The 26,479-nt window shown below is 47.7% G+C and carries 25 protein-coding genes and 2 tRNA genes; 13 read left to right on the plus strand and 14 right to left on the minus strand.

Going from position 1 to position 26,479, the window contains the following annotated elements:
* Positions 1-2: 2 nt before the first annotated feature.
* From HA49_RS01765 to rmf, 5 genes are all read left to right on the plus strand, one after another.
* Positions 3-1,922, plus strand: coding sequence for an ABC transporter ATP-binding protein (locus HA49_RS01765; protein WP_038019873.1), 1,920 nt, complete (start codon positions 3-5; stop codon positions 1,920-1,922).
* 5 nt (positions 1,923-1,927) lie between these two features.
* Positions 1,928-3,211, plus strand: a complete 1,284-nt coding sequence (pqiA, locus tag HA49_RS01770; protein ID WP_046791634.1) for a membrane integrity-associated transporter subunit PqiA — start codon at positions 1,928-1,930, stop codon at positions 3,209-3,211.
* Entirely contained in the window at positions 3,198-4,841 is a 1,644-nt protein-coding gene (gene pqiB, locus HA49_RS01775) for an intermembrane transport protein PqiB (protein WP_038020383.1), read from the plus strand. Before pqiA ends, pqiB begins: the two co-directional genes overlap by 14 nt.
* Complete coding sequence (pqiC, locus tag HA49_RS01780) at positions 4,838-5,407, plus strand: membrane integrity-associated transporter subunit PqiC (protein ID WP_038019877.1); 570 nt, start codon at positions 4,838-4,840, stop codon at positions 5,405-5,407. Before pqiB ends, pqiC begins: the two co-directional genes overlap by 4 nt.
* 304 nt (positions 5,408-5,711) lie before the next feature.
* The gene (rmf, locus tag HA49_RS01785; protein WP_038019880.1) at positions 5,712-5,879 is read left to right on the plus strand and encodes a ribosome modulation factor; all 168 of its coding nucleotides are present in this window, start codon (positions 5,712-5,714) and stop codon (positions 5,877-5,879) included.
* A gap of 505 nt (positions 5,880-6,384) precedes the next feature.
* Here the strand turns inward: rmf and fabA are convergent.
* Entirely contained in the window at positions 6,385-6,903 is a 519-nt protein-coding gene (gene fabA, locus HA49_RS01790) for a bifunctional 3-hydroxydecanoyl-ACP dehydratase/trans-2-decenoyl-ACP isomerase (RefSeq protein ID WP_038019883.1), read from the minus strand.
* Between the two features lie 68 nt (positions 6,904-6,971).
* Positions 6,972-8,732: an AAA family ATPase gene (locus HA49_RS01795; RefSeq protein ID WP_038019887.1), complete on the minus strand. Its 1,761-nt coding sequence runs from the start codon at positions 8,730-8,732 to the stop codon at positions 6,972-6,974.
* Between the two features lie 170 nt (positions 8,733-8,902).
* Between HA49_RS01795 and matP the strand changes: the two genes are divergently transcribed.
* Positions 8,903-9,367, plus strand: coding sequence for a macrodomain Ter protein MatP (gene matP / locus HA49_RS01800; protein WP_038019889.1), 465 nt, complete (start codon positions 8,903-8,905; stop codon positions 9,365-9,367).
* 88 nt (positions 9,368-9,455) lie between these two features.
* On the opposite strand, the gene ompA is transcribed toward matP, so the two are convergent.
* Both ompA and sulA read right to left on the minus strand, forming a co-directional pair.
* Entirely contained in the window at positions 9,456-10,511 is a 1,056-nt protein-coding gene (ompA, locus tag HA49_RS01805) for a porin OmpA (protein WP_038019891.1), read from the minus strand.
* A 346-nt stretch (positions 10,512-10,857) separates the two neighbouring features.
* Positions 10,858-11,349 carry an SOS-induced cell division inhibitor SulA gene (gene sulA, locus HA49_RS01810; protein ID WP_038020385.1) on the minus strand — a complete coding sequence of 164 codons (492 nt, stop codon included), beginning with the start codon at positions 11,347-11,349 and terminating at the stop codon, positions 10,858-10,860.
* A gap of 218 nt (positions 11,350-11,567) precedes the next feature.
* Here sulA and HA49_RS01815 point away from each other — a divergent pair, with 218 nt between their 5' ends.
* Positions 11,568-12,218 (plus strand): TfoX/Sxy family DNA transformation protein, encoded by a 651-nt coding sequence (locus HA49_RS01815; RefSeq protein WP_038019893.1) that lies wholly within the window; start codon positions 11,568-11,570, stop codon positions 12,216-12,218.
* Here the strand turns inward: HA49_RS01815 and yccS are convergent.
* Both yccS and HA49_RS01825 read right to left on the minus strand, forming a co-directional pair.
* Entirely contained in the window at positions 12,193-14,292 is a 2,100-nt protein-coding gene (yccS, locus tag HA49_RS01820) for a YccS family putative transporter (RefSeq protein WP_245610137.1), read from the minus strand. The two genes, HA49_RS01815 and yccS, sit on opposite strands and share 26 nt — an antisense overlap.
* Before the next feature lie 59 nt (positions 14,293-14,351).
* Entirely contained in the window at positions 14,352-14,795 is a 444-nt protein-coding gene (locus tag HA49_RS01825; RefSeq protein ID WP_038019898.1) for a YccF domain-containing protein, read from the minus strand.
* 124 nt (positions 14,796-14,919) lie between these two features.
* Between HA49_RS01825 and helD the strand changes: the two genes are divergently transcribed.
* A complete protein-coding gene (gene helD / locus HA49_RS01830) occupies positions 14,920-16,974 on the plus strand; it encodes a DNA helicase IV (protein ID WP_038019901.1) in 2,055 nt (684 codons plus the stop codon).
* A 5-nt stretch (positions 16,975-16,979) separates the two neighbouring features.
* Here the strand turns inward: helD and HA49_RS01835 are convergent, their stop codons facing one another.
* Together HA49_RS01835 and HA49_RS20530 are read right to left on the minus strand one after the other, a co-directional pair.
* Complete coding sequence (locus tag HA49_RS01835; protein ID WP_038019905.1) at positions 16,980-17,459, minus strand: methylglyoxal synthase; 480 nt, start codon at positions 17,457-17,459, stop codon at positions 16,980-16,982.
* 68 nt (positions 17,460-17,527) lie between these two features.
* Positions 17,528-18,133, minus strand: a complete 606-nt coding sequence (locus HA49_RS20530) for a YccT family protein (protein WP_052752416.1) — start codon at positions 18,131-18,133, stop codon at positions 17,528-17,530.
* A 171-nt stretch (positions 18,134-18,304) separates the two neighbouring features.
* On the opposite strand from HA49_RS20530, the gene HA49_RS01845 reads away from it, so the two are divergent.
* Entirely contained in the window at positions 18,305-18,727 is a 423-nt protein-coding gene (locus tag HA49_RS01845) for a CoA-binding protein (RefSeq protein WP_038019907.1), read from the plus strand.
* 19 nt (positions 18,728-18,746) lie between these two features.
* Here the strand turns inward: HA49_RS01845 and hspQ are convergent, their stop codons facing one another.
* On the minus strand, positions 18,747-19,061 hold the full coding sequence (gene hspQ, locus HA49_RS01850) for a heat shock protein HspQ (RefSeq protein ID WP_038019909.1): 315 nt from the start codon (positions 19,059-19,061) through the stop codon (positions 18,747-18,749).
* A 58-nt stretch (positions 19,062-19,119) separates the two neighbouring features.
* Positions 19,120-20,310 carry a 23S rRNA (cytosine(1962)-C(5))-methyltransferase RlmI gene (gene rlmI, locus HA49_RS01855; protein ID WP_038019912.1) on the minus strand — a complete coding sequence of 397 codons (1,191 nt, stop codon included), beginning with the start codon at positions 20,308-20,310 and terminating at the stop codon, positions 19,120-19,122.
* Between the two features lie 85 nt (positions 20,311-20,395).
* On the opposite strand from rlmI, the gene HA49_RS01860 reads away from it, so the two are divergent.
* On the plus strand, positions 20,396-20,671 hold the full coding sequence (locus HA49_RS01860; RefSeq protein ID WP_038019915.1) for an acylphosphatase: 276 nt from the start codon (positions 20,396-20,398) through the stop codon (positions 20,669-20,671).
* An 11-nt stretch (positions 20,672-20,682) separates the two neighbouring features.
* Here HA49_RS01860 and HA49_RS01865 read toward each other — a convergent pair whose 3' ends face one another.
* On the minus strand, positions 20,683-21,009 hold the full coding sequence (locus HA49_RS01865) for a TusE/DsrC/DsvC family sulfur relay protein (protein WP_038019917.1): 327 nt from the start codon (positions 21,007-21,009) through the stop codon (positions 20,683-20,685).
* Positions 21,010-21,107: 98 nt separating this feature from the next.
* Positions 21,108-21,764, minus strand: coding sequence for an FtsH protease modulator YccA (gene yccA, locus HA49_RS01870; protein ID WP_038019919.1), 657 nt, complete (start codon positions 21,762-21,764; stop codon positions 21,108-21,110).
* 225 nt (positions 21,765-21,989) lie between these two features.
* Between yccA and HA49_RS01875 the strand changes: the two genes are divergently transcribed.
* The 3 genes from HA49_RS01875 to agp all read left to right on the plus strand — a co-directional run bounded on the left by HA49_RS01875 (position 21,990) and on the right by agp (position 23,998).
* A tRNA-Ser gene (locus tag HA49_RS01875) sits at positions 21,990-22,077 on the plus strand.
* 59 nt (positions 22,078-22,136) lie between these two features.
* A tRNA-Ser gene (locus HA49_RS01880) sits at positions 22,137-22,224 on the plus strand.
* Between the two features lie 265 nt (positions 22,225-22,489).
* The gene (gene agp, locus HA49_RS01885) at positions 22,490-23,998 is read left to right on the plus strand and encodes a bifunctional glucose-1-phosphatase/inositol phosphatase (protein ID WP_084706352.1); all 1,509 of its coding nucleotides are present in this window, start codon (positions 22,490-22,492) and stop codon (positions 23,996-23,998) included.
* Positions 23,999-24,290: 292 nt separating this feature from the next.
* Here the strand turns inward: agp and cycA are convergent, their stop codons facing one another.
* Positions 24,291-25,682 (minus strand): D-serine/D-alanine/glycine transporter, encoded by a 1,392-nt coding sequence (gene cycA, locus HA49_RS01890; RefSeq protein WP_038019921.1) that lies wholly within the window; start codon positions 25,680-25,682, stop codon positions 24,291-24,293.
* A 304-nt stretch (positions 25,683-25,986) separates the two neighbouring features.
* Positions 25,987-26,211 carry a DUF2594 family protein gene (locus HA49_RS01895; RefSeq protein WP_038019923.1) on the minus strand — a complete coding sequence of 75 codons (225 nt, stop codon included), beginning with the start codon at positions 26,209-26,211 and terminating at the stop codon, positions 25,987-25,989.
* Positions 26,212-26,479: the final 268 nt, after the last annotated feature.

Genomic DNA, 26,479 nt, shown 5'->3' on the forward strand with positions numbered 1-26,479 from the left:
TTATGTCATTAATTAGTATACATAATGCCTGGCTGTCCTTCAGTGACGCGCCGTTACTGGATAATACCGAACTGCACATTGAAGAAAATGAGCGGGTTTGCCTGGTAGGGCGTAATGGTGCCGGTAAATCGACCCTGATGAAGATTATCAATCAGGAGATTCCACTGGATGATGGCCGGATTATCTATGAACAGGATTTGGTGGTAGCCCGTCTGCAACAAGACCCGCCACGTAACATCACCGGTTCAGTCTATGATTTTGTCGCAGAAGGTGTTGCAGAACAGGCGAAGTACCTGAAAGAGTATCACGCCATATCTCATCGGGTGATGCAGGACCCGAGCGAAAAAAACCTTAATGAGATGGCAAGACTCCAGACGTTACTGGATCACCATAACCTGTGGCAACTGGAAGGTCGCATTAATGACGTTCTGAAAAATATCGGTCTGGATGCGGAAACTGAACTGTCTTCTCTGTCTGGTGGTTGGTTAAGAAAAGCGGCGTTAGGCCGTGCTCTGGTCAGCAATCCTAAAGTATTACTGCTGGACGAACCTACCAACCACCTTGATATCGAAACCATCGACTGGCTGGAAACGTTTCTTAAAACATTCAGCGGTAGCATTGTGTTTATTTCTCACGACCGCTCATTTATCCGCAACATGGCAACGCGTATTGTCGATCTGGATCGAGGCAAACTGGTGTCATGGCCGGGAGACTATGACAGCTTCGTGCTGGGTAAAGAAGAAGCGTTGCGGGTTGAAGAGTTACAAAATGCTGAATTCGACCGAAAGCTGGCTCAGGAAGAAGTCTGGATTCGTCAGGGGATAAAAGCCCGTCGTACCCGAAATGAAGGACGGGTTCGCGCCCTTAAAGCACTGCGTCGTGAACGTTCTGAACGTCGTGAAGTGATGGGCAAAGCGAATATGCAGGTTGAAGAAGCCTCACGTTCCGGAAAAATTGTGTTTGAGCTGGAGAATGTTCATTACCAGGTCCAGGGCAGAACACTGGTAGAAGATTTCTCCGCGCAGGTCCAACGTGGTGACAAAATTGCACTGATTGGCGCGAACGGTTGCGGTAAAACGACACTGTTACGCCTGATGCTGGGGGATTTAACAGCTGACAGTGGCAAAATTCATCGTGGTACAAAACTGGAAGTCGCATATTTTGACCAGCATCGTGCTGAGCTGGATCCTGACCGTACAGTGATGGATAACCTGGCGGAAGGAAAGCAGGAAGTGATGGTTAACGGCAAACCACGCCATATATTAGGGTACCTGCAGGATTTCCTGTTCCATCCTAAACGTGCGATGACGCCGGTTCGTGCGTTATCAGGTGGTGAGCGTAACCGGTTATTACTTGCCCGGCTGTTTCTTAAACCCAGCAATTTACTGATTCTCGATGAACCTACCAATGACCTGGATGTTGAAACTCTGGAGTTACTTGAGGAACTGATCGACGGCTATCAGGGAACGGTGCTGTTAGTAAGCCATGATCGTCAGTTTGTGGATAATACCGTTACCGATTGCTGGATATTTGAAGGGAATGGCGAAGTTGGACGCTTTGTGGGGGGATACCATGATGCTCAGCAGCAACGTGCCGCTTATAAACTGGCGAAAAAACCCGCTTCCGGTAAACCAGCCGCAGCCCCGGTAGTGAAAACAACGACTTCAGTGGATGCTAAATCCAGCAAACCCGCTAAGCTAAGTTATAACCTGGCGCGGGAGTTGGAACAGTTGCCACAGAAACTCGAAACACTGGAAACTGAAATCGCGCAATTGCAGGCTAAAATGAGTGAAGCTGATTTTTTCAGTCAGCCACATGATAAAACGCAGCCAGTTATCGAACAGCTTTCGGTCGCCGAACAGGCACTGGAAGAGGCGTTTACCCGCTGGGAATATCTTGAAAATCTCAGGAATGGAGTGTAACCCCGATGAACATTACCCGGTGTGAGCAGCTCAAAGATGCAGACACATGGGTTTTGTGTCCTCAGTGTGATTTGGCATGCCGTTTACCGACATTAACCGTCGGAAAAAAGGCGGTATGCCCGCGCTGTCATACCACCGTGGATATGCGCTGGCCAGATTCGGCTAAGCGGCCCACGGCTTACGCCATTTCAGCGCTGTTAATGCTGGTACTGGCGAACCTGTTCCCGTTTATCAGCATGCATGTGGCGGGGCTGAGTAGTGAAATCAGTCTGACGCGTATTCCCGGGATTATGGTGTCTGATGATTATCAGGCGCTGGCGGTACTGTTCCTGTTACTGGTTCAGGGCATACCGGCCTGTTGCCTGATTATCATCATCCTGCTGGTAAACCGGGTGAAAATGCCGCTGTCAGTGAAGGTGCATCTGGCAAAGCTATTTTTCCATTTGCGCAACTGGGGAATGGCCGAAATTTTTATGGCTGGTGTGCTGGTTAGCTTTGTGAAACTCATGGCTTACGGCGAAATAGGATTGGGAATAAGTTTCTGGCCATGGTGTCTGTTCTGTATTTTCCAGTTACGGGCTTTCCAGTGTGTGGATAGACGTCGTTTATGGCAGCATATCCAGTCCGCACCAGAGCTTCACACAATGCCACGGGCTGGTGTGAGTGGACTGGCTCAGGAGCTACGTTCCTGTCCATGCTGCACGGCGATTCTCCCTTTGCATGATGCTGTCTGCCCACGCTGTTTTACCCGCGGAACGGCACGTAAAAAGCAGAGTCTGCAGTGGACATTGGCACTATTGCTGACTTCGGTGATGCTTTATATTCCCGCTAATATCCTGCCAATTATGATCACCGATGCTCTGGGCTCGAAAATAACGTCAAATATTATGGCGGGTGTCGTATTGCTGTGGAGTGATGGTTCATACCCTGTCGCATTGGTGATTTTTATTGCCAGTATCATGGTACCGACGTTAAAGATTCTGGCCATTGCCTGGCTGAGCTGGAACGCCAGTGGCCGGGGGCAAAGGGATAATGAAAAAATGCATCTGGTCTATGAGGTGGTCGAATTTGTTGGCCGCTGGTCTATGATCGATGTATTTGTTATCGCGATTTTGTCATCGCTGGTACGGATGGGAGGATTAATGAATATTTATCCGGCACCTGGTGCATTGCTTTTCGCAGGTGTTGTTATTTTAACCATGTTTGCCGCGCTGACGTTTGATCCCCGGTTGTTATGGGATCGTGAACCAAAGGACCGCGTTGAGGAATCCGGTGTTGAAACAGAATAATCAGGAAACAGCCCGCATAGAGAGCATCAAAAGATGGTCTCCGGTTTGGATTGTGCCGATAGTCACGGTACTGATTGGTGCATGGATATTGTTTTATCATTTTTCGCATCAGGGGCCTGAAGTTACGTTGGTTACCAGCGATGCGGAAGGTATTGTGCCCGGAAAAACTGCCATCAAAAGCCGCAGTGTCGATATCGGCATGGTACAAAGTGCCGAACTTAGCCCGGATCTCCGTCATGTAGAAATTAAGGCACGGCTGAATTCCGGTATGAGTAAGATGCTACATGAAGATTCGGTATTCTGGACGGTTAAGCCTCAGATTGGACGGGAAGGCGTCACCGGACTTGGCACTTTACTCTCTGGTTCCTATATAGAATTACAACCAGGAACTCGTGGCGAGCAGCCAGAGCAGTATCAGTTGCTGGATTCGCCGCCGCTGGCAGGTCCGGATGCTAAGGGTATTCGTATTATTCTGGATAGTGCAAAAGCAGGACAGCTTAATCCGGGTGACCCGGTACTGTTCCGTGGTTTCCGTGTGGGTTCAGTCGAAACCAGCAAGTTCGATACCGCAAAACGGATGATGAGTTATCAGTTGTTTATTCAGTCTCCCTATGATCGGTTAGTGACAACAAATGTGCGTTTCTGGAAAGACAGTGGTATCGCGGTAGATATGTCAGCCTCCGGTATGCGCGTTGAAATGGGCTCGCTAACAACATTATTCAGCGGAGGCGTAAGTTTTGATGTGCCTGATGGTTCTCCTCTGGGTGACCCTGCACAGAATAAGGCGGATTACCATTTATTTGACGACCAGCGTTCCATTCAGGAATCGATGTACACTCAGCATACAGATTTCCTGATGTTCTTTAATGAGTCCATCCGTGGTCTTGAACCTGGTGCGCCGGTAGAATTCCGTGGTATCCGTTTAGGAACTGTGGAAAAAGTCCCTTATGTTATTCCTGGCCGGTTTAACACTCTGAACAATGATTATCGTATCCCTGTGCTGATCCGTATTGAACCCGGACGGTTTGCCTCCAGTGTTGGGAATAATTTCAATATCGACCAGCATCTGCAGGAAGGGCGTTTGCATGGATTAAGGGCCAGCCTGAAAACAGCGAATCTGATCACAGGGTCTCTGTATGTGGATCTGGACTTTTATAACAATGTTCCGCAGTTTACGGGCCCGGATACTGTATCTGGTTATAAAATCATTCCAACGGTCGTTGGGGGTCTGAATCAGATGCAGCAAAAAGTGATGGCCATCCTCGATAAAGTGGAAAAATTACCACTCGCCCCGATGATGAATGAAGCTACGGGGACATTAAAAGAGAGCCAGAAAACACTGAAAAATCTGCAAACAACGCTGGATAACCTGAACAAGATCACCGCGAGTCCGGCAATGAAAACTTTGCCGGCTGATATGCAGCAAACCTTGCGTGATCTTAACCGTAGCCTGAAAGGGTTGCAGCCCGGTAGCCCGGCGTATAACAAGCTGGTCGGTGATATGCAGCGACTTGATCAGGTATTACAGGAATTGCAACCGGTACTGAAAACGCTCAATAACAAGAGTAATGCATTAGTCTTTGAAGCGAAGCCAGGTAAAGATCCTGAGCCGAAGAGGGCAAAACAGTGAACAGAGTATTACTATTAATCACTGCACTGTTACTCAGTGCCTGTAGCAGCGAAGCTGAAAAGCAATATTATCAGTTACCATCGACGCCGGTGACCACGCCGGCAGTGGCCAGTTCTGCCTCGCTGACCGGCAATCAGCACGTGCTATGGGTGGAACCGGTTAATGTGTCAGATTATCTGTCCGGTAACGGCTTAGCGTATCAAACCAGTGATGTACAGTATGTTATTGCCACCAGTAATTTATGGGCCAGTCCACTGGACCAGCAGTTACAGCAAACTCTGGTGAGTAACCTGAGTCAGTTGATGCCAGGCTGGTTGGTGAGTGGATCGCTGGCCGGAAATAACTACGATACGTTATCTGTTACAGTTACCGGCTTCCATGGCCGCTATGACGGTAAGGCGGTGATCAGTGGTTCCTGGATATTGCAGCAAGGCAATCAGACGATCCGCAGACCTTTCTCACTGGTGCTGAAGCAGGATAAGGATGGTTATGCCGCCCTGGTCAGAACTTTGGCTGAAGGCTGGCAACAGGAAGCCAGACAGATAGCACAGCAAATCAGTCAGTAAGCTATTCTGTGTACCTAAAAGCCTCCATTTGGAGGTTTTTTTTTTGAAGATTTCTCAGCGAGTGGGAAAAATCCGGACTTTTAATTAGATTTGTAAAAATACCTCAGCAGAAAAATGGCGTATGCCGCTAACACATTGTCTTAAGTCCGGTTCCGGAAAAGCTATTGCATTAATGTGACAGTGAGATGAATTTTAGGCATTGATCTTTTGGTTTTGAGGCGGTAGAAATAGGGCGTGGTTGAGCGTTTATTAACCACAGATTCTTTCTATCCCGTCCCACCTTAAACTATGAGGGAAAGCTGGTATGAAGAGACAAAAAAGAGATCGCTTAGAGCGGGCACATTCACGCGGCTATCAGGCCGGAATATCCGGACGATCGAAAGAGATCTGTCCGTATCAGACCACCGACACACGCTCACACTGGCTGGGCGGATGGCGGATGGCAATGGCCGAACGTTCGGTGTTTGCTTAACTCTTAGGGTCTGAACGTGCCGGAGCCTTTGCTGAGTGTGGAGGCTCCGGCAGGAAATCATTATTGTAACCCTCTGCCGATATATTTTGTTTCTCAGCACAGATGACTCCCGGGCTTCTTCCCGCCCACAATTTCGCTTACCGATGTTCCACTCATCACCCGTTAGAAAATAACGGCAACAGCATCCAAACGTCTATGGGATCACCGGATGGGGAACCTTAAATTTATGGTCGCGAGACGGTGCTGACTGGAGCAAAACTGAGAATCCTGCACAGAGCCGTGCCTGCTGGCAGGTGGATGTTATCTGATACATCTCTGTCGGGGATCGACTTTCTGCCATGAGTAGAATGAAAGGGACTGCCACTGCCACCTGCCAAAAGTCAGGTAAATCTGACGAAGAGGTAAGTAAACTGAGCTGTAATAAAGGCTCCCGAAAGCCGTGGTTTAAGAAGTATTAAAAAGGCGGGAAAGATACCCGCCTTTGAAAGGAGAACCTGAAACCGGCTTAGAAAGCGGTCGCATCCTTGAACAAGCCAACTTTAAGGTCGTTGGCATTATAGATCAGCTGACCATCGACGAAGACTTCACCATCAGCAACGCCCATCACCAGTTTGCGATTGATAACACGTTTAAAATGGATCTTGTAGGTGACTTTTTTCGCTGTCGGCAATACCTGGCCGGTGAATTTGACTTCACCCACACCCAGTGCACGGCCTTTACCTTCTGCACCCAGCCAGCCAAGATAAAAACCAACCAGTTGCCACATAGCATCAAGACCCAGACAACCAGGCATCACAGGATCATTGACAAAATGGCAGGCAAAAAACCATAAATCGGGAGTGATATCTAATTCAGCTTCAACGAAACCCTTATCGTACTTACCACCCGTTTCGGACATTTTGACGACACGGTCCATCATCAGCATGTTCCCTGCCGGTAATGGCGGGCCATTCTCGCCAAATAACTCTCCGCGCCCGGAGGCTGCAAGGTCTTCTTTTGTATAGGAATCGCGTTTATCTACCATGTCTGTTTTTAGCCTTAAATTTGTGAATGGGGGAGAATAGCTTACAGTTGTACGCTGAGCAAGTCTGATTAACGCTGGTTAAACCAGTTTAACCAGCGAAATAGCCCTGTACCGCTCCTGGTTTCAGGTTGTGTTGCCCGGGCAATGCGTTCCTGAATCAGAGATAACAGATCTTCGGTTTCGTCATCGGTTCGCCATTTCTTGCCACTGAGTATCTCAATGGCTTCTTCGACACTGTCTACTGCCCACAAATGAAATTGTCCTGCTTTGACTGCTTCCACCACATCATTATTGAGCGAAAGATGTCGGACATTGGTTTGCGGAATAATCACCCCTTGCTTGCCAGTAAGTTCACGCTGAGAACATACAGCGAAGAACCCTTCAATTTTTTCATTAAGTCCGCCAACCGGCTGAATATTACCCAACTGATCTACCGAACCGGTAACGGCGATTGATTGTGTCAGAGGTTGCTGAGATAAGGCACTTACCAGAGCACAAAGTTCAGCCAGAGAGGCACTGTCACCGTCAACTTCTGAATATGACTGTTCGAACACCATTGAGGCACTGAATGGTAACTGTTGATCGAGTTCCAGCTCAGAAATAAGATAGGCTTGGATAATCATCATACCTTTAGCATGAAGATTCCCACCCAGTTCAGATTTCCTCTCGATGTCCATCACCTCACCATCACCGTAATGGACCACACAAGTGATGCGTGAAGGCTCACCCCAGGGGCGGGGATGGCCCGGAAAATCCAACACCGACAATCCGTTAACCTGGCCGGTCACTTCGCCATCAGTCTCAATAAGGATTTGTTGTTCGCTGATCTCTTCCTGCATTCTTTCCGGGAGGAAACTTTCACGCCATAATCTGGCTTCCAGTGCTCCGCGCAGTGATTCTGCGTTAATTTCGCCGCCAAAAGTGACGGCATCCATCAACTGTCGTTGGATCCAGCGAGGACAAAGTGGTAGCAAAGTTTGATCACCGGTATAACGACAACCTTCAACCATCAGCAGTGGCCAGCCATCATCAGCAATTTCAGGCAACATGAGTTCGCGGGACAGAGTTCTGATCCATTCACACCATAAAGTCACATCTTCATCATCATGGATACGCCATTGCTCTTCAAATTCGGTATAGAGAGCATTCTCCATTAGCTCAGGTTCCGATTCCTGAAATGCCGCTAATGCATCACGATCGCCGCAGAGGATCAGTTTAACATCCAGAGGCAGAGCCGGCAGGGCAACGGGGAAGGGGTTACGCTCATCGGGCGGAAACCATTCAAAAGACCCGGAGGTAATGAATTTTCTGAGACGTAACCACATCAGGGGTTGTTCAAGCAACGTACGAACAGAAAGGATAAGTGTTCCGCCATTGGCCTGGTGGAGTAAGCCTGGTTCAGGAACCAGCTTGTCACCCTGACGGCGAACAACCCCAAACAATTCGCTGCTTTCGATCCATTCGGTGAAATAAATTCCGGATTGCTGACAGAACGTGGCCTGTCCTGCGGGTGCCTCCGCCAGTAAATAACTACCATCAGTTTGTTGTTGGTAATTCCAGCGTTGTGTTACTACAGGCTCATCAGGATCAGATTCAGACACTGCCAGATATGCAGAGGCAATTCGGGAAAGATAGTCAGTATTTTCCTGACTACGTACCATCAGCACTGGCATCAGCGTCTGACTGTCTAAATAGGCTAATGCATTCATTAAACGGGGCTGAACAGATGCCTGAATATCGTCATCATCAGCAGACGGCCGGGAGAAAGCAGCCTGAAACTGGCTGGTATCCGGCTGCAGGGCTTGCCAGGAAAGTTGAGAGCTGATCAAAGTAATCGCATTTATCCGGTGTAGAGAAAGCGACGATTATACAGGAAATATGGTGATGAAACAGTGTGGTTTGATAGGCGTACAGCACAGAATAAGCTAAAGTAATCCTGACTACAGCGACCCAAAAAACTGTTATTCTTAATCTGATCCCTGAAGATGATGAGACCCCGATGAAATATCTGCAACTAGAGAATCTGGAGTCCGGCTGGAAATGGAAGTACCTGGTGAAAAAGCACAGGGAAGGTGAAGCCATCACCCGTTATCCGGAACAGAGTGCTGCGGAAGAAGCGGTGAGAATACTGATCACTCTTGAACACCGGCCGGGTGAAATTGCTGGCTGGATTGAGCAACATATGAATCCGGTGCTGTTTAACCGGATGAAGCAAACTATCAGAGCGCGCAGGAAACGGCATTTCAACGCGGAGCATCAGCATACCCGCAAGAAATCTATCGACCTGGAATATCTGGTATGGCAGCGATTAGCAGGGCTGGCACAACGCCGCAATAGCACGCTATCGGAAACGATTGTACAGTTGATTGAAGATGCGGAAAGGAAAGAAAAATATGCTTCGCAGATGTCGTCACTAAAACAAGACCTGCAATCGATTCTTGGACATGGCTCTAAAAGCAAATAGCTCTGAAGCAAAGTTTTAGCGCACTCATCAGGTTTATCTCCGTAAATAAAAAACCCCGCATTAGCGGGGTTTTTTTCACTGTTACATATTAGCCCTGTGGCTGAGTAACAACGTCTTTGATACCTTTAACTTCGATCTCAACACGACGATCTGGACCCAGACATTCGATCAGGGCAGCACGGCCTTTCACGTTGTCACAGGTGCTGCCGGTAACCGGGTCAGCTTTACCCATACCTTGTGCAGAGATTTTGTTTGAAGGGATACCTTTAGAGATCAGGTAATTAACAACAGACTGTGCACGCTGCTCAGACAGTTTCTGGTTGTATTGTGCTGAACCGATACGGTCGGTGAAGCCCAGAACAACAACAGAACCATCTTTAGGATCTACAGAGCTCAGCTGAGTGTAAAGCTGGTCCAGAGCCTGCTGGCCGCTTGCTTTCAGAGTTGATTTGTTGAAGTTAAACAGTACGTCTGATTTCAGAGTAAAGTGTTTGGTTTCAACAACCGGAGCCGGAGCTGGTGCCGGAGCAGCAACAGGGGCTGGAGCATCATCCTGACCAAAACGGTAAGAAACACCCAGGCTCAGCATTGAGTTATCAGGACGTGCACCAACGGTCTGCGCATCACCGATGTTGTTAACCCACTGGTAGTCCAGACGGGTAGCCCAGTTCTGAGTGATCGCATATTCAACACCCACTGCTGCCAGTGGAGAAACACCGGTGTCGTGGTCAGACTGACCGTTACGGTAGTCTTTACTGTCTGCACGCCATACCATGCCACCCAGACGAGTATACACGTCCAGATCGTCCATGATTGGGTAGCTCAGTTTAGCTGCTAACTGAACGCCCTGGGCTTTGAAAGCACCGTGGTTAGTTGAACCGTAAGGCATGCGGCCTAACCAGTCATAACCCAGTTCGAAGCCCAGATACTGGTTTGCCTGATAGCCAACGAATGCACCGGCACCCAGCTGGTTCTTTTTAGGAGCGTTGCTGACGTCGTAGTTGTTACCGTAGAACCCGGTATCGTGGTACTGAGACCAGCCCAGTTTACCACCGGTGTACCAGGTGTTATCTTTTGGTGCGGCCTGCGCTACGGTAGCGAAACCTGCCAGTGCCACTGCAATTGCGATAGCTGTCTTTTTCATTTTGCGCCTCGTTATCATCCAAAATAGGCAATGAGCATAAATGTTGCTCTTGGTTGTAATCCTTCGCCGGGTTGTATCGCTCGATTTTTACTCTGCCAAAGAGGAGATTATTGAGCACCCTGGCGAGCTAAAGTCTACAACGAGATTAGAAAGTTACAAGTAAGATATGATGTTGTACAGTAAAAAAACAGCAAAACGTACACATTCTGTAACATTTAAAACTGAACTCTGGTCGGTGAACTTATCATAAATTGACCTTAACCCATTGTTGGCTCAGGAATGTCATGACTCTTCAGTGATTTATTTTTCTTCACGCAATTTTTTCTGAGAAAAATCTTATTTTAGCTCAATGTAGTAAGGGAGACTGAATTTTCAACCGATTTTCCTGTCTGCCGGGATAATTAAAGTCATTTTCTTCCCGCATAATCAGACCGAGAGTACGACCCTCTTTTGCTGCCTGTTCGAGTTCTGCGCGTTCAGCTGCCGTTAAATGTCCGGGCAACCAGGCAAGGACGACACTAAAATTTCCCGAACGAAGTGCTTTGGCCATCGCTCTCACACCGCCTTCGGCGGTGAGTGAAGGAACCTGCATGCTTTTTTCCAGGGGTAATCCTGATTGCTGTAGCCAGTGACGGTTTAATTTATGTGCCGGAGTTAGCCATAGCTGCCAGCGGGACTGCTCACTGAGCTGCTTTAATAAAGGTAGCAGTAAACTGTTAAGTAGGGCAGGATGCTGCGCATGGTAACTTAGCTCACTGATGCAGCCGCAGACCTCAGAAGAGGGTGCTGAGTGACGGTGAATGTTGAAAGTTTCTGATTTCAGTAGCTGAGTACGCATTTTTTTACCCATCCGCAATGAACTGTATGTATATACAGTATTCCTGTTATGAACAAAGATCAATCATTTTTCTGAAAACAGTGCGCAGAATCTTAAACTAACTCACCAAACTACGATTTATACATTGAACAACTAATAGCTTTTGTTTACCTTCCAACATGTTGATAAATATTATTTTATTGGCAGCTATGCCATTGCCTGAACCAGGGAGGTTCGCGATGAATATATCCGTTCAACGTGTTGAAGAATCAAAGAAACATCTGGCTGAATTAGGTGAAATTCAGTCACGTACCCAGTTTGGCGGGTACTCTTTGTCAGTGGAAAAAATTGTATTTGCACTGGTGAGTGACGGGGAGTTGTATCTGCGTGCCAGCGAAACTATGCAGCGCTACCTGCAACAACGTACGTTACAGCCGTTCATTTTTCATAAACGCGGGCAATCAATTAGCCTGAACTATTTTAAAGTCGATTCCCGCCTCTGGCATCATACTGATGAGTTGCTGGCGTTATCACGCGGATCACTCAATGAAGCCAGAGCATTGCGTGAAGCACAACTTAACTGCCAACGCCTTAAAGACCTGCCTAATCTAAGTATTCGTCTGGAAATGTTGCTGATAGAGGTTGGAGTGACAACCACGACCAGATTAAGAGATTTAGGGGCCAAGCAATGCTGGGCGAGGCTAAGAAGTAAAAACCGTCATCTTGGTCTGAAAACATTATATGCATTACAAGGGGCGATTTCTGGCCAGCATCAGGAAGTGCTGGCCAGAGAGGTGAGGGAAGAGCTTAAACACTGGTATCAGCAATTTACTCAGAGTTCGGCCCTTACCACGTGTAAAGCCACTAAAGGATCTTCATTTCCTTCCTGATGCTGATAATTTCAGGTAGTACTTTCAGTAACAAGCCAATCTGTTGCAGCATCACTTGCTCCCTGCTTTCCGGATTGGCTTCAATAGTGTTCATCTCTTTAATGAGTGAATGAAGTTTTTCGGTAATTTGTTGTTCGTTATCCGGCGTGGCATGCAGTACATTTTCAGACAGGTTAACCGTATCGTCCAGTAGCTGTAATAAATCCTGTCGGTCGGTTCTTTCCCTGTGGGCTCCCAATGCTGAAATGTAACTGAGAAAACTGTGATTAAGGCATAGCACCCTGAACGCCAGATCTTTGACGGGAAGTGTCAGGCCATTTTCACTGTTAAGATTAGAGATCACCAGTGCCAGTTCTGCATCAGAATTGTGTGCATCCCTGCGGGCAACCCGGTAAGACATACGGTTATCTTTACCTTCGTGGTATTGCTCAAGGATAGCATCCAGATACTTATTATTCGCAGCCAGTGCTTTGTTAATTACGTCAGGTAACTGACGATAACGCCAGTCAGGAAAAATCCAGGCTACGGCCATCCAGGAGAGAGCACAGCCGATGAGAGTGTCTAAAATTCTTGGCAGCGCAACATCAAAACCTTCACCTAACAGATTGAAACTGAGTAGTGCCAGTAAGGTGATAAATAATGTTGCCTGTGCATACTGAATAAGCCGGAAGGCAAAAAATAGCACTCCACTGACCACGATCAGAATCAGTTGACCCTGAATTGAGGGGACCAACCACAGTACTGGCAGGCCGATGATAATTCCGGCAAGCGTGCCAATGATTCTGAGAGCCAGACGCTTTCTGGTTGCAGCGTAATTTGGCTGACAGACGAATAAGCTGGTGAGTAATATCCAATAGCCTCTGTCCATGCCGGTCAGCACAATGAAAGCATAACCGACGCACAGTACGACAGACATACGTACCGCATGGCGGAATAGTGCCGATTTAGGGCTAAGATGGCGGGTCAGGCGAACTTTGACGTCCTGCCAACCGGTCAGTCCTTCCTGCGAAAGGTGCGTATCACTGTTTAGCCACAAATTATTCAGTAGTTGTTCCGAGGCTATGGAGATCAACTGATCATCTATCGCTTTCAGGTTCCGCAACAACCAGTGTAATCCTCTCGCCTGTGAGTCCCCGGGAGAAAGGGTAGCCAGACGATCCAGAGCTTGTTGCAAATGGAAAAACGACCGTTCAAACCTTGAATCATGGTGATAGGGTTGTTTCATAATAACTGAGTGAGCCACCTGACGGCATGCACTCGCTTGCATATGCATCAGGCGTTGAAAACGGAAAAGAATTTCGCTGTATCGCCACTCTTTACGCAACAGGTGGTACTGAATGTGCGAGGAGTTAGCTCGTTCGTGAATTTCCTGAGCTGCAAAATAATAGAGCAATGATCGCCTGCTGTTACGTGCCGCACGCTCACCGCTCAGTCGGCTCTGAATGGCAGTCTTAGTCTGATTAAACTGCGACACCAGTTGGCTGTTGACCAAAGCTGCCTGGATTAATGATGGATCATCTGTTGCTTCAGCATCAGGGTCAAAAAGAATGGCTTTAGCATCCAGATAACCAGCCAGCTGGTTATAGGTTTGAGCAAGCTGTTCCTGCACGGGTTGTACCGGAAACAACAAGTGCATCAGCATCGTTAACAAATAGTACCAAAGTGCCCCACTGAGCAGGAGAACAGGCTGGAGATACCACAGGCTGAATAAATGAATACCCAGCATGGTGTAAATAGCCATTAGCAAAGCACCAAACGCGATGGTGGCATAACGTTGTCCCAGGGCGCCTAATAAGATGTAGATCCAGCTGGAAAAGGCGAGACCAAAGAAAAAGAGCCAGGGGTGAGGGAACAACAGTTCGACGGAGACCGTCGCCAGGCAAAAACAGGCAAGCGTAATGCTTATATTACGCAGTCGCCCGGCTAAACGGTCATCAATATCGGTGAGTGCAGCGGCAACCACACCAAGGATCAGAGGAATAGTCCAGGTAATATTCTGCAATGACCAGGAAAGAATTACGCATCCGGTCATTGCGATAAAAATCCTGACCGGATCGCGCCACAGTTTATTCATTAAAAATGTACGCCAGCCGTTGAGTATACCCGAGCCAAACTTCATTAATTCTGTTGTCCTTAAAAACGACTACGAGCCGCATTCTCGCGGGCATATTTTGCTTCTTCAACAGAGACTACCCGACGGCCAACAGGCCATAAAGCAATGGCTGCAATTTTGAAATTAGCAATACCCACAGGTATACCGATGATGGTAATGCACTGCACTATTCCGGCTGAAATATGAGCCAGACATAACCACCAGCCAAAGAAAATAAACCAAAAAATATTCAAAAGAGTTCCACCGGAGTTACGTAATGAACTTTTATTCTCCGGGCGCAATAAATCCACATGAACAGCTTCATTTCCGAAAGGAAACAGTGATAGACGGGTGATCTCCCAGCAGGAACGGGTCAATGGTAGAGTGAAAATCAGCACAATGGTTATCAGAGTAGCGAATAACCATGCAAGTGTTGTGGCAAATCCACCCAGGACAAAATTAAGTATATTCAGCACAGTCCGCATATTTCGGGGTTCCTTTTATCGGTGTGACTCATTATGCACAGTGTAACCTTGTTTTTTGTCTGGAGCACTTAGTGACTCACAGTTAAACTATGACTTCAGCATGGTATTGATAATGGCGTGACGCATGGAACTTAAAGCAACTTCAATGGGCAAACGGCTGGCACAGCATCCATATAACCGGGTTCGCCTGTTGCCTGCAGGTGTTGAAGTCAGTGGCGACCGCCATGAATATATTATACCTTTTAATCAGTTACTCGGTATTCAGTGTAAACGAGGCGTAGTTTGGGGAGAACTTGAATTTCAGTTGCCGGAAGATAAGGTTGTCCGGCTGCATGGTACCGAATGGCAGGAAACTCAGCAATTTTATCATTATCTGCTGCAATCCTGGCATCAATGGAGCCAGCAGATGGCAGAGGTCTGTTATCAGGTACTTAGTGAGTTGCAACACTATTTATTAAGTCAGGTGCAGCGTGATAGCTGGCTGACCCGCAGTGATATCCGGGGTTTTCGCGAGAAAATTGAGCAAAAATTTTCGGCATTACCACTGCCACATGAGCGTATTCCCGAATTCGATCAGTGCCAACCATTATGGCTGTTTTGCCAGAGTTGGCTGAAATCAACAGAACAACAGCGAAGTGAGCGCAATCGTCAGTGGACAGAAGAGATTCTGGAACGTTACCGTGACTTTTTTAACACAGTTGAATCTTCTCCACTCAATCCGGCACAGTGTCGTGCCGTGATCAATGGGGAAGACAATCTGCTGGTACTGGCGGGAGCGGGTAGTGGTAAAACATCTGTGCTGGCTGCCCGCGCGGCCTGGTTGATAAAACGCAAACTGGCGTCGGCAGACCAGATTTTGCTGCTGGCATTTGGCCGGGATGCTGCCGATGAAATGAATAAACGGGTCATTAAATCGACCGGTGAAGCAAACGTAACTGCCCGGACATTCCATTCCCTTGCATTACACATTATTCAGCAAAGTAGTAATAAACAGCCAAAGATCAGTCAGCTGGAAACTGATGCAGATTTCCGTCGTAAAATGCTGACTGACGTATGGCAACAACAGTGTGCTGAGAAAAAATCTTTTGCCAATGGCTGGCGGCAATGGCTGCAGGAAGAACTGAAGTGGGAGTTACCTTCAGATACTTTCTGGCAGGACGAAAAATTGCTGTCCCGGGTCTCTGGCAGACTGGAGCGTTGGGTATCTCTGATGCGTAACCATGGAGGAGCTCAGGCAGCCATGATTGACGAATCTCCGGAGGATATTCGTTTACTATTTGGCAAACGTATCAGACTGTTGGCTCCGCTAATGAAGGCCTGGAAGAGTCACCTGAAGCAGGAATCGGCGTTGGACTTTGCCGGCTTGATCCAGCAGGCCGTCGCTTTACTGGACAAAGGGCGTTTTATCAGTCCCTGGAAGTATATTCTGGTGGATGAGTTTCAGGACATCTCTGTTCAGAGGTCCTCACTGATTAAAGCCCTGCGGGATCAGAATAAGCGTTGCAGTTTATTTGCTGTGGGTGATGACTGGCAGGCTATTTATCGCTTTGCAGGAGCTGAAATTAATCTGACTACCCGTTTTCACCAGCAATTTGGAGAAGGAGACATCTGCATTCTGGACACGACCTATCGTTTTAACCAGCAAATTGGCCAGATTGCGAACCGGTTTATTCAGCAAAATCCGTTGCAAATGAAAAAAAACCTCAACAGCCTGATCAAAGGCAACAAAAAATCGGTGTCATTACTGGCGGAAGATCAACTTGAAGCACTGCTAAATAAAATGAGTGGCTATGTTAAAGATGATGAAACGGTTTTAATTCTTGCGCGTTATCACTACCTCAGACCACCCGTGTTAGCCAAAGCGGCAACCCGCTGGCCTAAATTATCGGTCAGCTTTATGACAATGCATGCCAGTAAAGGGCAAGAGGCCGACTATGTCATTGTTATCGGTCTGAACGAGGGAAGCAGCGGATTTCCTGCCGTAGCCAGAGAATCAGTGATCGAACAAGGTTTGCTACCCAAGCCGGAAGATTTTCCTGATGCCGAGGAGCGTCGACTGGCTTATGTTGCGATGACAAGGGCCAGACAGCAACTGTGGCTGCTCTACGACAAAGCTTCTCCATCATCTTTTGTAGAAAATTTCAGGGACCTGGGAGTCCCTGTTGTTCGTAAACCCTGAATGTATTACTCGTTGTCCAGCAATGGTTCCTGTAATCGTTCAGCCATATAGCGTGGATAGTCAGGAATAGAAATTTCGACATTTTGCCGGTACAGGACAGAGTTTACGATGAAGTCGGCAGTAGCGCGGTTGGTTGCCACGGGAATATTCCATACGGTGGCCAGCCGTAATAACGCTTTCACATCAGGATCATGGGGGACTGCATTTAACGGATCCCAGAAGAAGATTAACATATCCACTTTCCCTTCAGAGATCATTGCTCCCACCTGCTGATCCCCACCCATCGGGCCGCTTAATAACGGATTGACATGCAAGCCACAATGCTTGTTGATTAAATTCCCGGTAGTACCGGTTGCGTAAAGTGTCTGTGACTCAAGTGAGGATTGATTTTGTGTCACCCACTCCAGGAGGGAAGCTTTGCAGTTATCGTGGGCAACCAGGGCGATATTTTTCTTTTCCGGCAACGTTCTGACCGTCTGCTCCATTATTGATCCTTATGATTGAGCGAATTAGATGAGTGTTTAACCAGTGTAGCGCGGGGGGGAATAACTGTTCAACTGGTTCGAAATTCACGCAGCCAGGATAAAAAAGAGTCGATAGAGTGTTCGGCAAAGGATAAAGAACTGTTTACTGAAGGAACAACCTGATTAACATATTCACGGGGCTTATTACCAGGCAGAATATTTCCCTGTAAACCAGCACCGGTAAATTTTTCCACTGAGGCTTTTCGTTTTAGCTGGTTATAGGCAGTCATTTCGGCAACATAATCCACACCCGGCGAGAGTGATAAATAGTCCTGGATCGCAGGAACGTCATGATTATTCTCATCAACCACGCGGAAGCGGGTTGCACTGGTGACTTGTTTAGCTGACTCCCCTGGCCCTGCAGGCGGTGGAAAAACGACATTCACCCTCTGACCCCGGGCGGTAAAAGTAATAATAAATGCCGGGGAATTTTTTTGCTGATCAATAGTAAATAAAATCTGATGCTGTCCACGGTTGAGTTCAATACTGTCGGCTCCTTTCAGCAGACTACCTGGCAATGGGTGGCCGTCCAGAACCAGTAAATTCATTTCCGGGTTTAGTCTGAAACTTAATGCTTCTGCAGCAGATGAAAAACTACCGATCAACAGGCAGAGGAGAGGCACTAAAAACTTCATCTTTGCTCCGGGGCAACCTTAGGACTATGCATTTATCAGCAGTTCGTATTATGGCATTAATTTTTACATTTTGTCATATTTATTGTGCGGTAACGCGACTGGTGATTGTCAGTTTTAGCGATACACTGAGTAATCATTCCGGCGAAAATGCCGGCCGAACAGGGGGGAATAATGAACCAACCAGATATTGGCGGGATACTGACAAAGGCGCGACGCATAGCGCTGGTGGGAGCCAGTGATAACCCGGAGCGACCTGCCTGGCAGGTAATGATGTTTTTATTGCAGCACGGTTATGAAGTGATTCCGGTGAGCCCGAGGGTTGCCGGTAAAACACTGGCTGGTCAACCGGGCTATGCTTCGCTGGAACTAGTGCCTGGCCATATTGATATTGTTGATGTATTCAGGAATCCGGAGGTCGTCCCTGCGATTGCGCAGCAGGCTATCACTCACGGTGCTGATGTCTTATGGATGCAACCAGGTACTTACAATCCTGAAGCTGAGGAGCTTGCCCGTGAGGCGGGACTGAGTGTTGTAGCAGATAAATGCACTAAAATTGAAATTATGAAACGGGGTCTGCCGCCTTTAACAGCATAGCTGATAAAGGCGACAATAATCAGTGACAACGATGCGGTGCACGTAATTGTTGGCGGACATTTTCGGCCAGCTCATCCAGTACCGGCTGATCAGGGTGTTCATCATAAACCTCCCCGGTCAGCTGGAATTCAGCGACATAGGTATGCACTGTATCACCGGCCTCATCTTCCATCACAACATGGTACCAGGGACGGGTACCATGCAGGTCATAACTCGGTTCTTCAGGAACCGGCATATCCAGTGAAAACTCAGCATCTACATCAACAACCACTCCGAGAGTTCCGGAGAGTTTGTGCCGGACTTGCTGGCCAATGCCAAATTTGCTGCTAATCATAAATACCTCCGGAAGCGAACTTTCCAAAGATATAAGGGCTGATTTACTTTTTTTCAAGCTATTCTACGTAACAAACAAATCCTTTCAGATACAGACCTTCAGGATAGGATGAAATAACCGGATGATCGGCGGCCTGACGCAACTGATCGACAAACTGAACATTCTTTCCTGCATCCAGCGCAGCATCTGCGATGACTTTCTGGAAAAGATCAACCGTCATCAGCCCGGAGCAGGAAAAGGTCAGTAATATCCCACCCGGATTCAGTAACTGCATAGCCAGCATGTTGATATCTTTATAACCACGACAGGCACCCGCCAGCTGATTTTTATTTTCGACAAATTTAGGTGGATCCATGACGATAACATCGAATTTTTCACCGCTGTCCCGGAAACGGCGAAGCAACTTAAACACATCATCACGGATAAATTGGGCTTTTTCCAGTGGTAACTGGTTAAGCTCGACGTTCTGCCTGGCCACATCCAGTGCGGATTCTGAGGTATCTACACTAAGGACCTCACGGCAATTACCAATTAACGCTGAAACGGCAAATCCGCCGGTATAAGAGAAGCAGTTCAACACCCGGGCATCTTTACAGTAACGGCGCAATGCATAACGGCTGTCCCGTTGATCAAGATAATAACCGGTCTTATGTCCTTCCCGAATATCGACCAGCAGTTTCATGCCATGTTCGGTAATCGGTAGCAATGCAGGAGGTTGCTGTCCGCAGATCACGCCGTGGGTGAGTGGCAGTCCCTCTTTTTTACGGACCGAAACATCGGAACGATCATAAACAGAGCATTCTGGAAAGCAATTTTGAAGTGCAGTAATGATGGCAGGGCGCTGGTATTCAGCCCCTGCTGATAACAGCTGTACCACCAGGTAGCCGGCAAACTTATCAATAGTCACACCAGGAAGGCCATCGGATTCGCCGGCAATCAGGCGATAACTATCAAGATTATCGGTTTTAGCCAGCCATTCACGCCATTTTCTCGCTTTGTTAAGTCGTTGTTCAAAAAAGGCGATATCAATCGTTTCTTCTGGCTGCCAGCTCCAGACCCTGGCGCGAATTTGCGATTGAGGAGAGTATGCCGCACGTGCCAGCCAGCTACCTTTATGGTCACAAATATCCACCGTTTCCCCGGAGTTCGCGGAACCTTCAATGCGGCTGATTGCACCGGAGAAAACCCATGGATGGCGGCGTAGCAGGGATTTTTCACGTCCCCTGGAAAGAATTAATCTGGCAGTCATAATATACAGGTAGCAAAGAATAAAGGCGGTATTGTTAAGCGGATATCGCCAAATTGCAAACTAATCAACAGCAGGGGACAACAGAATGCATTCGATCTGTAAGGTCCGGGTGACCGGACGGGTACAGGGAGTATTTTTCCGCGACAGTACCCGACGTCAGGCGTTGAATCATGGTATCGATGGTTATGCTAATAATCTCAGTGATGGCAGTGTTGAAATACTGCTGTCCGGCGAGCGCGCTGCGGTTGAAACAGTTTTGGCATGGATTACTGCCGGCGGGCCTCCTTCTGCCAGAGTGGATAGTGTGGATGTACAGTCTCTGACATCTGATGGAGGAGTTAAAGGATTCAGTACTGGCTGACGACCGGGGGATTAAAGGCATTTTGCCGGTTTAGGTAATCCGGCAATTTTTGTCGCCTGCTTTGCTGGTCCGTCAGGGAACAAACGAAACAGATAACGACTGTTGCCTTTATCTTCGCCGAATTTTTTAGCCATTGCTTTGACCAGCATACGAATGGCCGGGGAGGTATTAAATTCCAGATAGAATTCCCGCACAAAATTGACAACCTGCCAGTGGGCTTCTGTCAGGGTAATGCCTTCGCCAGCGGCTATCTCTTCCGCCAGTGCTACAGACCAGTCAGCCGGAGATTTCAGATAACCTTCTGAATCTGTTTCAATGTCATGTCCTGCAAACTTCACAATATGTCCTCTTCAGTTACCGTGCAGCAGTGTAGCAAACTGTGAAGGACGAAAAAATACCCGCCGGAGCGGGTATTTAACAGGAGAATTCCGGTTTATCAGTTGCTGCGTGAAAAACCTAACAGACTCAGCAGGCTGACAAAGATATTGTACAGAGAGACATAAAGGCTGACGGTAGCACGAATGTAGTTAGTTTCACCGCCATGAATAATATTACTGGTTTCCCACAGGATGGCACCGGCAGAAAACAGAATAAACAGGGCACTCAGGGCCATTTGTAATGCGGGTAAATGCAGGAAGATATTAGCGACCATACCCACCAACAATACGACAAAGCCTGCCATCATCATCCCACCCAGGAATGACATATCCTTACGCGTAGTAAGCACATAGGCTGAGCAGCAGAAAAATACTAATGCAGTCCCGCCCAGTGCCAGCGCTATCACATCACCCATTCCTGCGGCCAGGAAACTACTGAGTATCGGGCCAAGGCAATATCCCAGGAACCCGGTAAAGGCAAATGCGGCCAGAATGCCTGCAGGGCGATCAGCCAGCCGGTAAGTCAGAAACATCAGACCGTAGAATCCCACAAGCATGAGAATCAGTCCCGGTGCTGGTAGTGCCAGCATAGTACTTGCGGTAGCAGTGACTGCGGAGAAGGCCAGTGTCATCCCCAGTAAGAAATAGGTATTACGCAGTACCTTATGGGTACTAATTAAACTGTTACTTCTACCAGGGGCAAGAATTCTGTCCATACAGACTCCTTAACTATTCAAAATGGTTATTTTAATCACCGCAGAATACGCACTGCCGAACCAGGGATGAAGTCGTTTTACCCATCTTTACGTGGAAAATTGTTCCATAAACCGGCAATCTGCTGTTTTTCACAGCATTCAATGATAGTTTGGCTGTTTTTCAGGCAAATGGAACATTCAGGGCTTTACAATGTTCGGGGGGATGTTTATAGTGCGCCTCATTGCGGAGGGGTGGCCGAGCGGCTGAAGGCAGCGGTCTTGAAAACCGCCGATGGGCAACCATCCGAGAGTTCGAATCTCTCCTCCTCCGCCATCATTTATACTCTGTATTTTTGCTTTACAGAACAGCTGATTGTTTGTTCTGACCCTTACGGAGGGGTGGCCGAGCGGCTGAAGGCAGCGGTCTTGAAAACCGCCGATGGGCAACCATCCGAGAGTTCGAATCTCTCCTCCTCCGCCATATTTAAGAAAGACCAGCCTGATGGCTGGTTTTTTTTGCCTGTGGTCTGGTTGTATTCCACTTTTCATTTCCCCGGGAACTTTCATCAGCACACGGACTCTATTCCCTCTTACGTAGTGAATTAAGTTTGATATAGTGACGTAAACTTTTGCTCTGACATCATTAACTGACAAGGAGAAAACAGTGGCCAACGCGGTATTCATCCGGATAGACAATGTCAGAGACAATTTTTCTCGGGCCCCTCAGAATTCATGGAACAGTGACAATGATTAAGAAATTGAGCTTGTGTACACTCGCTGTACTTGCAGCACTACCTGTGAGCTTGCAAACGTTTGCGGCAGATAACAGTATGCAGCTGGAACAGGTGTTAATGCTTAGCCGTCATAATCTGCGGGCTCCCCTGGCGAATGGTGGCAGTCTTCTCGAACAGTCTACCAATAAGAAATGGCCCCAGTGGGATGTCGCTGGTGGTGAACTAACCACGCGTGGTGGAGTCCTTGAGGCGTACATGGGGAAATATACCCGCGACTGGCTGGCGCAGCAGGGGCTGGTGGATAAAAATCAGTGTCCGGCCTCAAATTCTGTCTTTGTTTATGCCAACAGCCTACAACGTACTGTGGCAACTGCACAATTTTTTGTGAGCGGTGCTTTTCCGGGGTGTGATGTTGCAGTCACCCATCAGGATGCTATGGGCACCATGGATCCTGTATTCAATCCTGTGATTGCCAATGATAGTGCCGAATTCAAAAAATCAGCGCTTCAGGAGATCTCGGCCGCAGACAAACAGCAGCAACAACAATTACAGGCTGCCTATAGCCAACTGAGTAAAGTGGTTGATTTTTCAGCATCACCGTTATGTAAAGGTAAAGAAAAATGTAGTCTGGGAAGTCAGTCAGATTCTTTCAGCCTGGACAAAGGAAAAGAACCCGCGGTTGAAGGCCCGCTGAAGATCGGTAATGCGTTGGTAGATGCTTTTACCTTACAGTATTACCAGGGTTTTCCGGCCGACCAGGTTGCCTGGGGACAAATCAAAACCCCTGAGCAGTGGAAAGCATTATCAGAAATCAAAAACAGCTACCAGAATATCCTGTTTACCACCCCCCAGGTCGCGCGTGACGTTGCGGCGCCACTGGTTGATTATATCCGCAGCCAACTGATTGATCAGGATAAAGCCAGTGCCCCGGCATTCACATTTATGGTGGGTCATGATTCAAATATTGCTTCAGTACTGGCAGCGCTGAAGGTGAAACCTTATCAGTTACCTGGTCAGTATGAGCAGACGCCTATTGGTGGTCAGCTGGTATTCGAACGTTGGCATGATAAGAAAACCAATAAAGATCTGCTGAAAATGGAATATGTCTACCAAAGCACTCAGCAGTTACATGAGGCGTCGACACTTAGCCTGGCGAATCCGCCACAGCGAGTGACATTGCAACTGGAAGGTTGCCCTGCGGACAGTAATGGTTACTGTTCATGGGATGATTTCAGTAAAGTTCTGAATACGGCGTTGCAGGGTACGTCGATGCAACCTCATATGGCGCCGGCTGAAACCGCTGCCACTCCGGCAGCTCCGGCAACTCCTCCGGTTTCTGAGAGCACGTCCACATCAACCCCGGCCACAACAGCGCCTGCTGAGGCTAATAGTCAGACAAAATCGCCTGCCGCTGCCGCTCCGGCGAAAAATGAAGCTGCCAGTAAATCCCCTTCATCCGGCGCCAGCCACTCCTCCGCTGGCCATAGTTCGGGTGGTGGAAAGGGCGGTGATGCAAAATAACTCTCCGGTTACTCTTGTGGCACAGTGATCATTGACTGGAAAAAAATCCCCGCGTTATGCGGGGATTTCTTTTATGTATGCAGGAGTCTATTCGTCATCATAAACCAATGAATGTCTCATTAGCCACACGATCTCCCTGCCAGCAATAGGTTCATTTAGGTGGTGGTTCTGGTCGTTGACCGGGATTTCGGCGGCCAGAAATCCGTCGGGAACGACATTAACGGATTTCTGAGACCAGGGATGCCGGGCAACACAACTGCCATGACTGCACTGTATTACCCGGCGGGTCGGTTTATGAGATCTTACGTTTCTGTACCTGCCAGCCAATAGCCAGCACGATGAACCAGAGCGGCGTGACCATTAGTGCCTGACGGGTATCCGGCTGGAGGGTTAATAACACCAGGATAAAGGCGAAAAAGAGCAGGCACACCCAGCACATCAGTTTGCCCGCAGGCATTTTGAACACTGAGGCCTGATGCAGTTCAGGGCGTTGACGGCGGTAAACCAGATAGCTGCATAAAATAATAGACCAGACGAACATAAACAGAATCGCCGATACGGTGGTAACCAGCGTAAATACCGTCATAACATTTGGGATTAGATAAATCAATGCAACCCCCACCAGTAAGCAGAAGCAGGAAAAAAGTAATCCACTTACCGGGACCGAGCGGCCGGATAGCCGGGCGAAGCGGCTGTGAGCGACACCTTGCTCTGCCAGGCCGAACAGCATCCGGCTGGTAGAGAAAATACCGCTGTTAGCAGAAGAGGCTGCAGACGTCAGAACGACAAAATTGATAATACCGGCAGCCGCAGGTAAGCCAATCAACACAAACATCTCTACAAACGGGCTGCGCGAGGGAACGACCTGGTCCCACGGAGTAACGGCCATAATAACCAGCAGTGAAAAGACGTAAAACATAATAATACGTAGTGGAATGGCATTAATGGCCCGTGGCAGGACTTTCTTCGGATCACGGGTCTCAGCGGCGGTTGTACCGACCAGTTCTATACCCACAAACGCAAACACTGCAATTTGGAATCCGGCAAAGAAGCCACTAAGTCCCTTCGGGAAGAAACCGCCATGGGTCCAGATATTACTGAGTGCAGCATGCGGTCCGTCGACAGGGCCATAGTGGATACAAACCAAAACAATACCAATGGCAATCAAAGCAATAATGGCCACGATCTTAATAATTGCGAACCAGAATTCCATCTCACCAAACATTTTTACAGTCGCGATATTCAGCACCAGGAAGATAGCAATACAGAGAATTGCACTCATCCAGACCGAGAATCCGGGCATCCAGAACTGTAAATAAGAGGTGATAGCAACGATATCAGCAATACCCGTGACTACCCAACAGAACCAGTAAGTCCAGCCGGTAAAATATCCGGCCCAGGGGCCAAGCAGATCAGCGGCAAAATCACTGAATGATTTATACTCAAGATTAGACAGTAGTAACTCACCCATTGCTCTCATGACAAAAAACAGCATAAAGCCAATCAGCATATAAACAAAAATGATCGACGGTCCGGCAAGGCTGATGGTTTTACCTGAACCCATGAATAATCCGGTTCCGATGGCTCCGCCAATTGCTATCAACTGAATGTGACGGTTATTTAAGTTCCGCCGTAGCTTTGGTGTGTCCTGATCGGGCACATTTTGCTGAGGTTGGTGTGTCATTCCTTCATTTCCTGTGATGATTGTGTCAGCTCTGCTGGCTGTTTTTATTGTTTTCTGCCCGGAGTTGATTGTGGCAGTGACGAGTAAATCAGTTCAATGTTTGCAGGAGTCACCTTTTATCACACTCTCTATAACGTGAGAAATAACAAGCGTTACATCTGTGGCTGACTGATGTTTTTTCGTTCGCAATATGGTAAGACATGTAAGGTTGTATCGCAGCGGGGGACATTGAAAGCTAAAATAATAAGTAAAGGTGGTTACCGTGGAGGGTTCCTGCCTCAGACAGAGACAGGATATTACTGTACTACTGAAGATATCCGGCTTTTATTTGTTTCAGGGTTGAAATAAACACTTCTGAATCAGCTGTGTTTTCCAGGGAACTCAGATAACGCTCCATATTCAGGATGGCTTTACCTGCATCCACCTGGCTCATGGACTGTAAAATACAGGTGATCATCATTTTCAGACAGGTCACTTCCCTGGCCAGCGATTCAGGTTTTTTTTCAGTTGGAAATTCTACATGGTTCATTACTTCAGACTCCGTTAATCAGCGAAAGCTCGCCATAATTGCGGATAATATAACAGAATCAAAATGTTGACATTAGCATTTTAGGGGATATGACACCTTCGCTGGTGATAAATGTGGTATGTGATGCTAATAAAAGAAAATAGCTCTGATTTATGGGCCTTAACACAGCTTGATTTTGTCTGGAGAAACAGTGAAAGCCATTAATTATGCTATAATCAAAAATTGATTGTCGTCAAATAATGGTCGCTTATAAAGGATTTGCCAGGGC

The sequence above is a fragment of the Tatumella morbirosei genome (genome assembly GCF_000757425.2).
Taxonomy (GTDB): domain Bacteria; phylum Pseudomonadota; class Gammaproteobacteria; order Enterobacterales; family Enterobacteriaceae; genus Tatumella; species Tatumella morbirosei.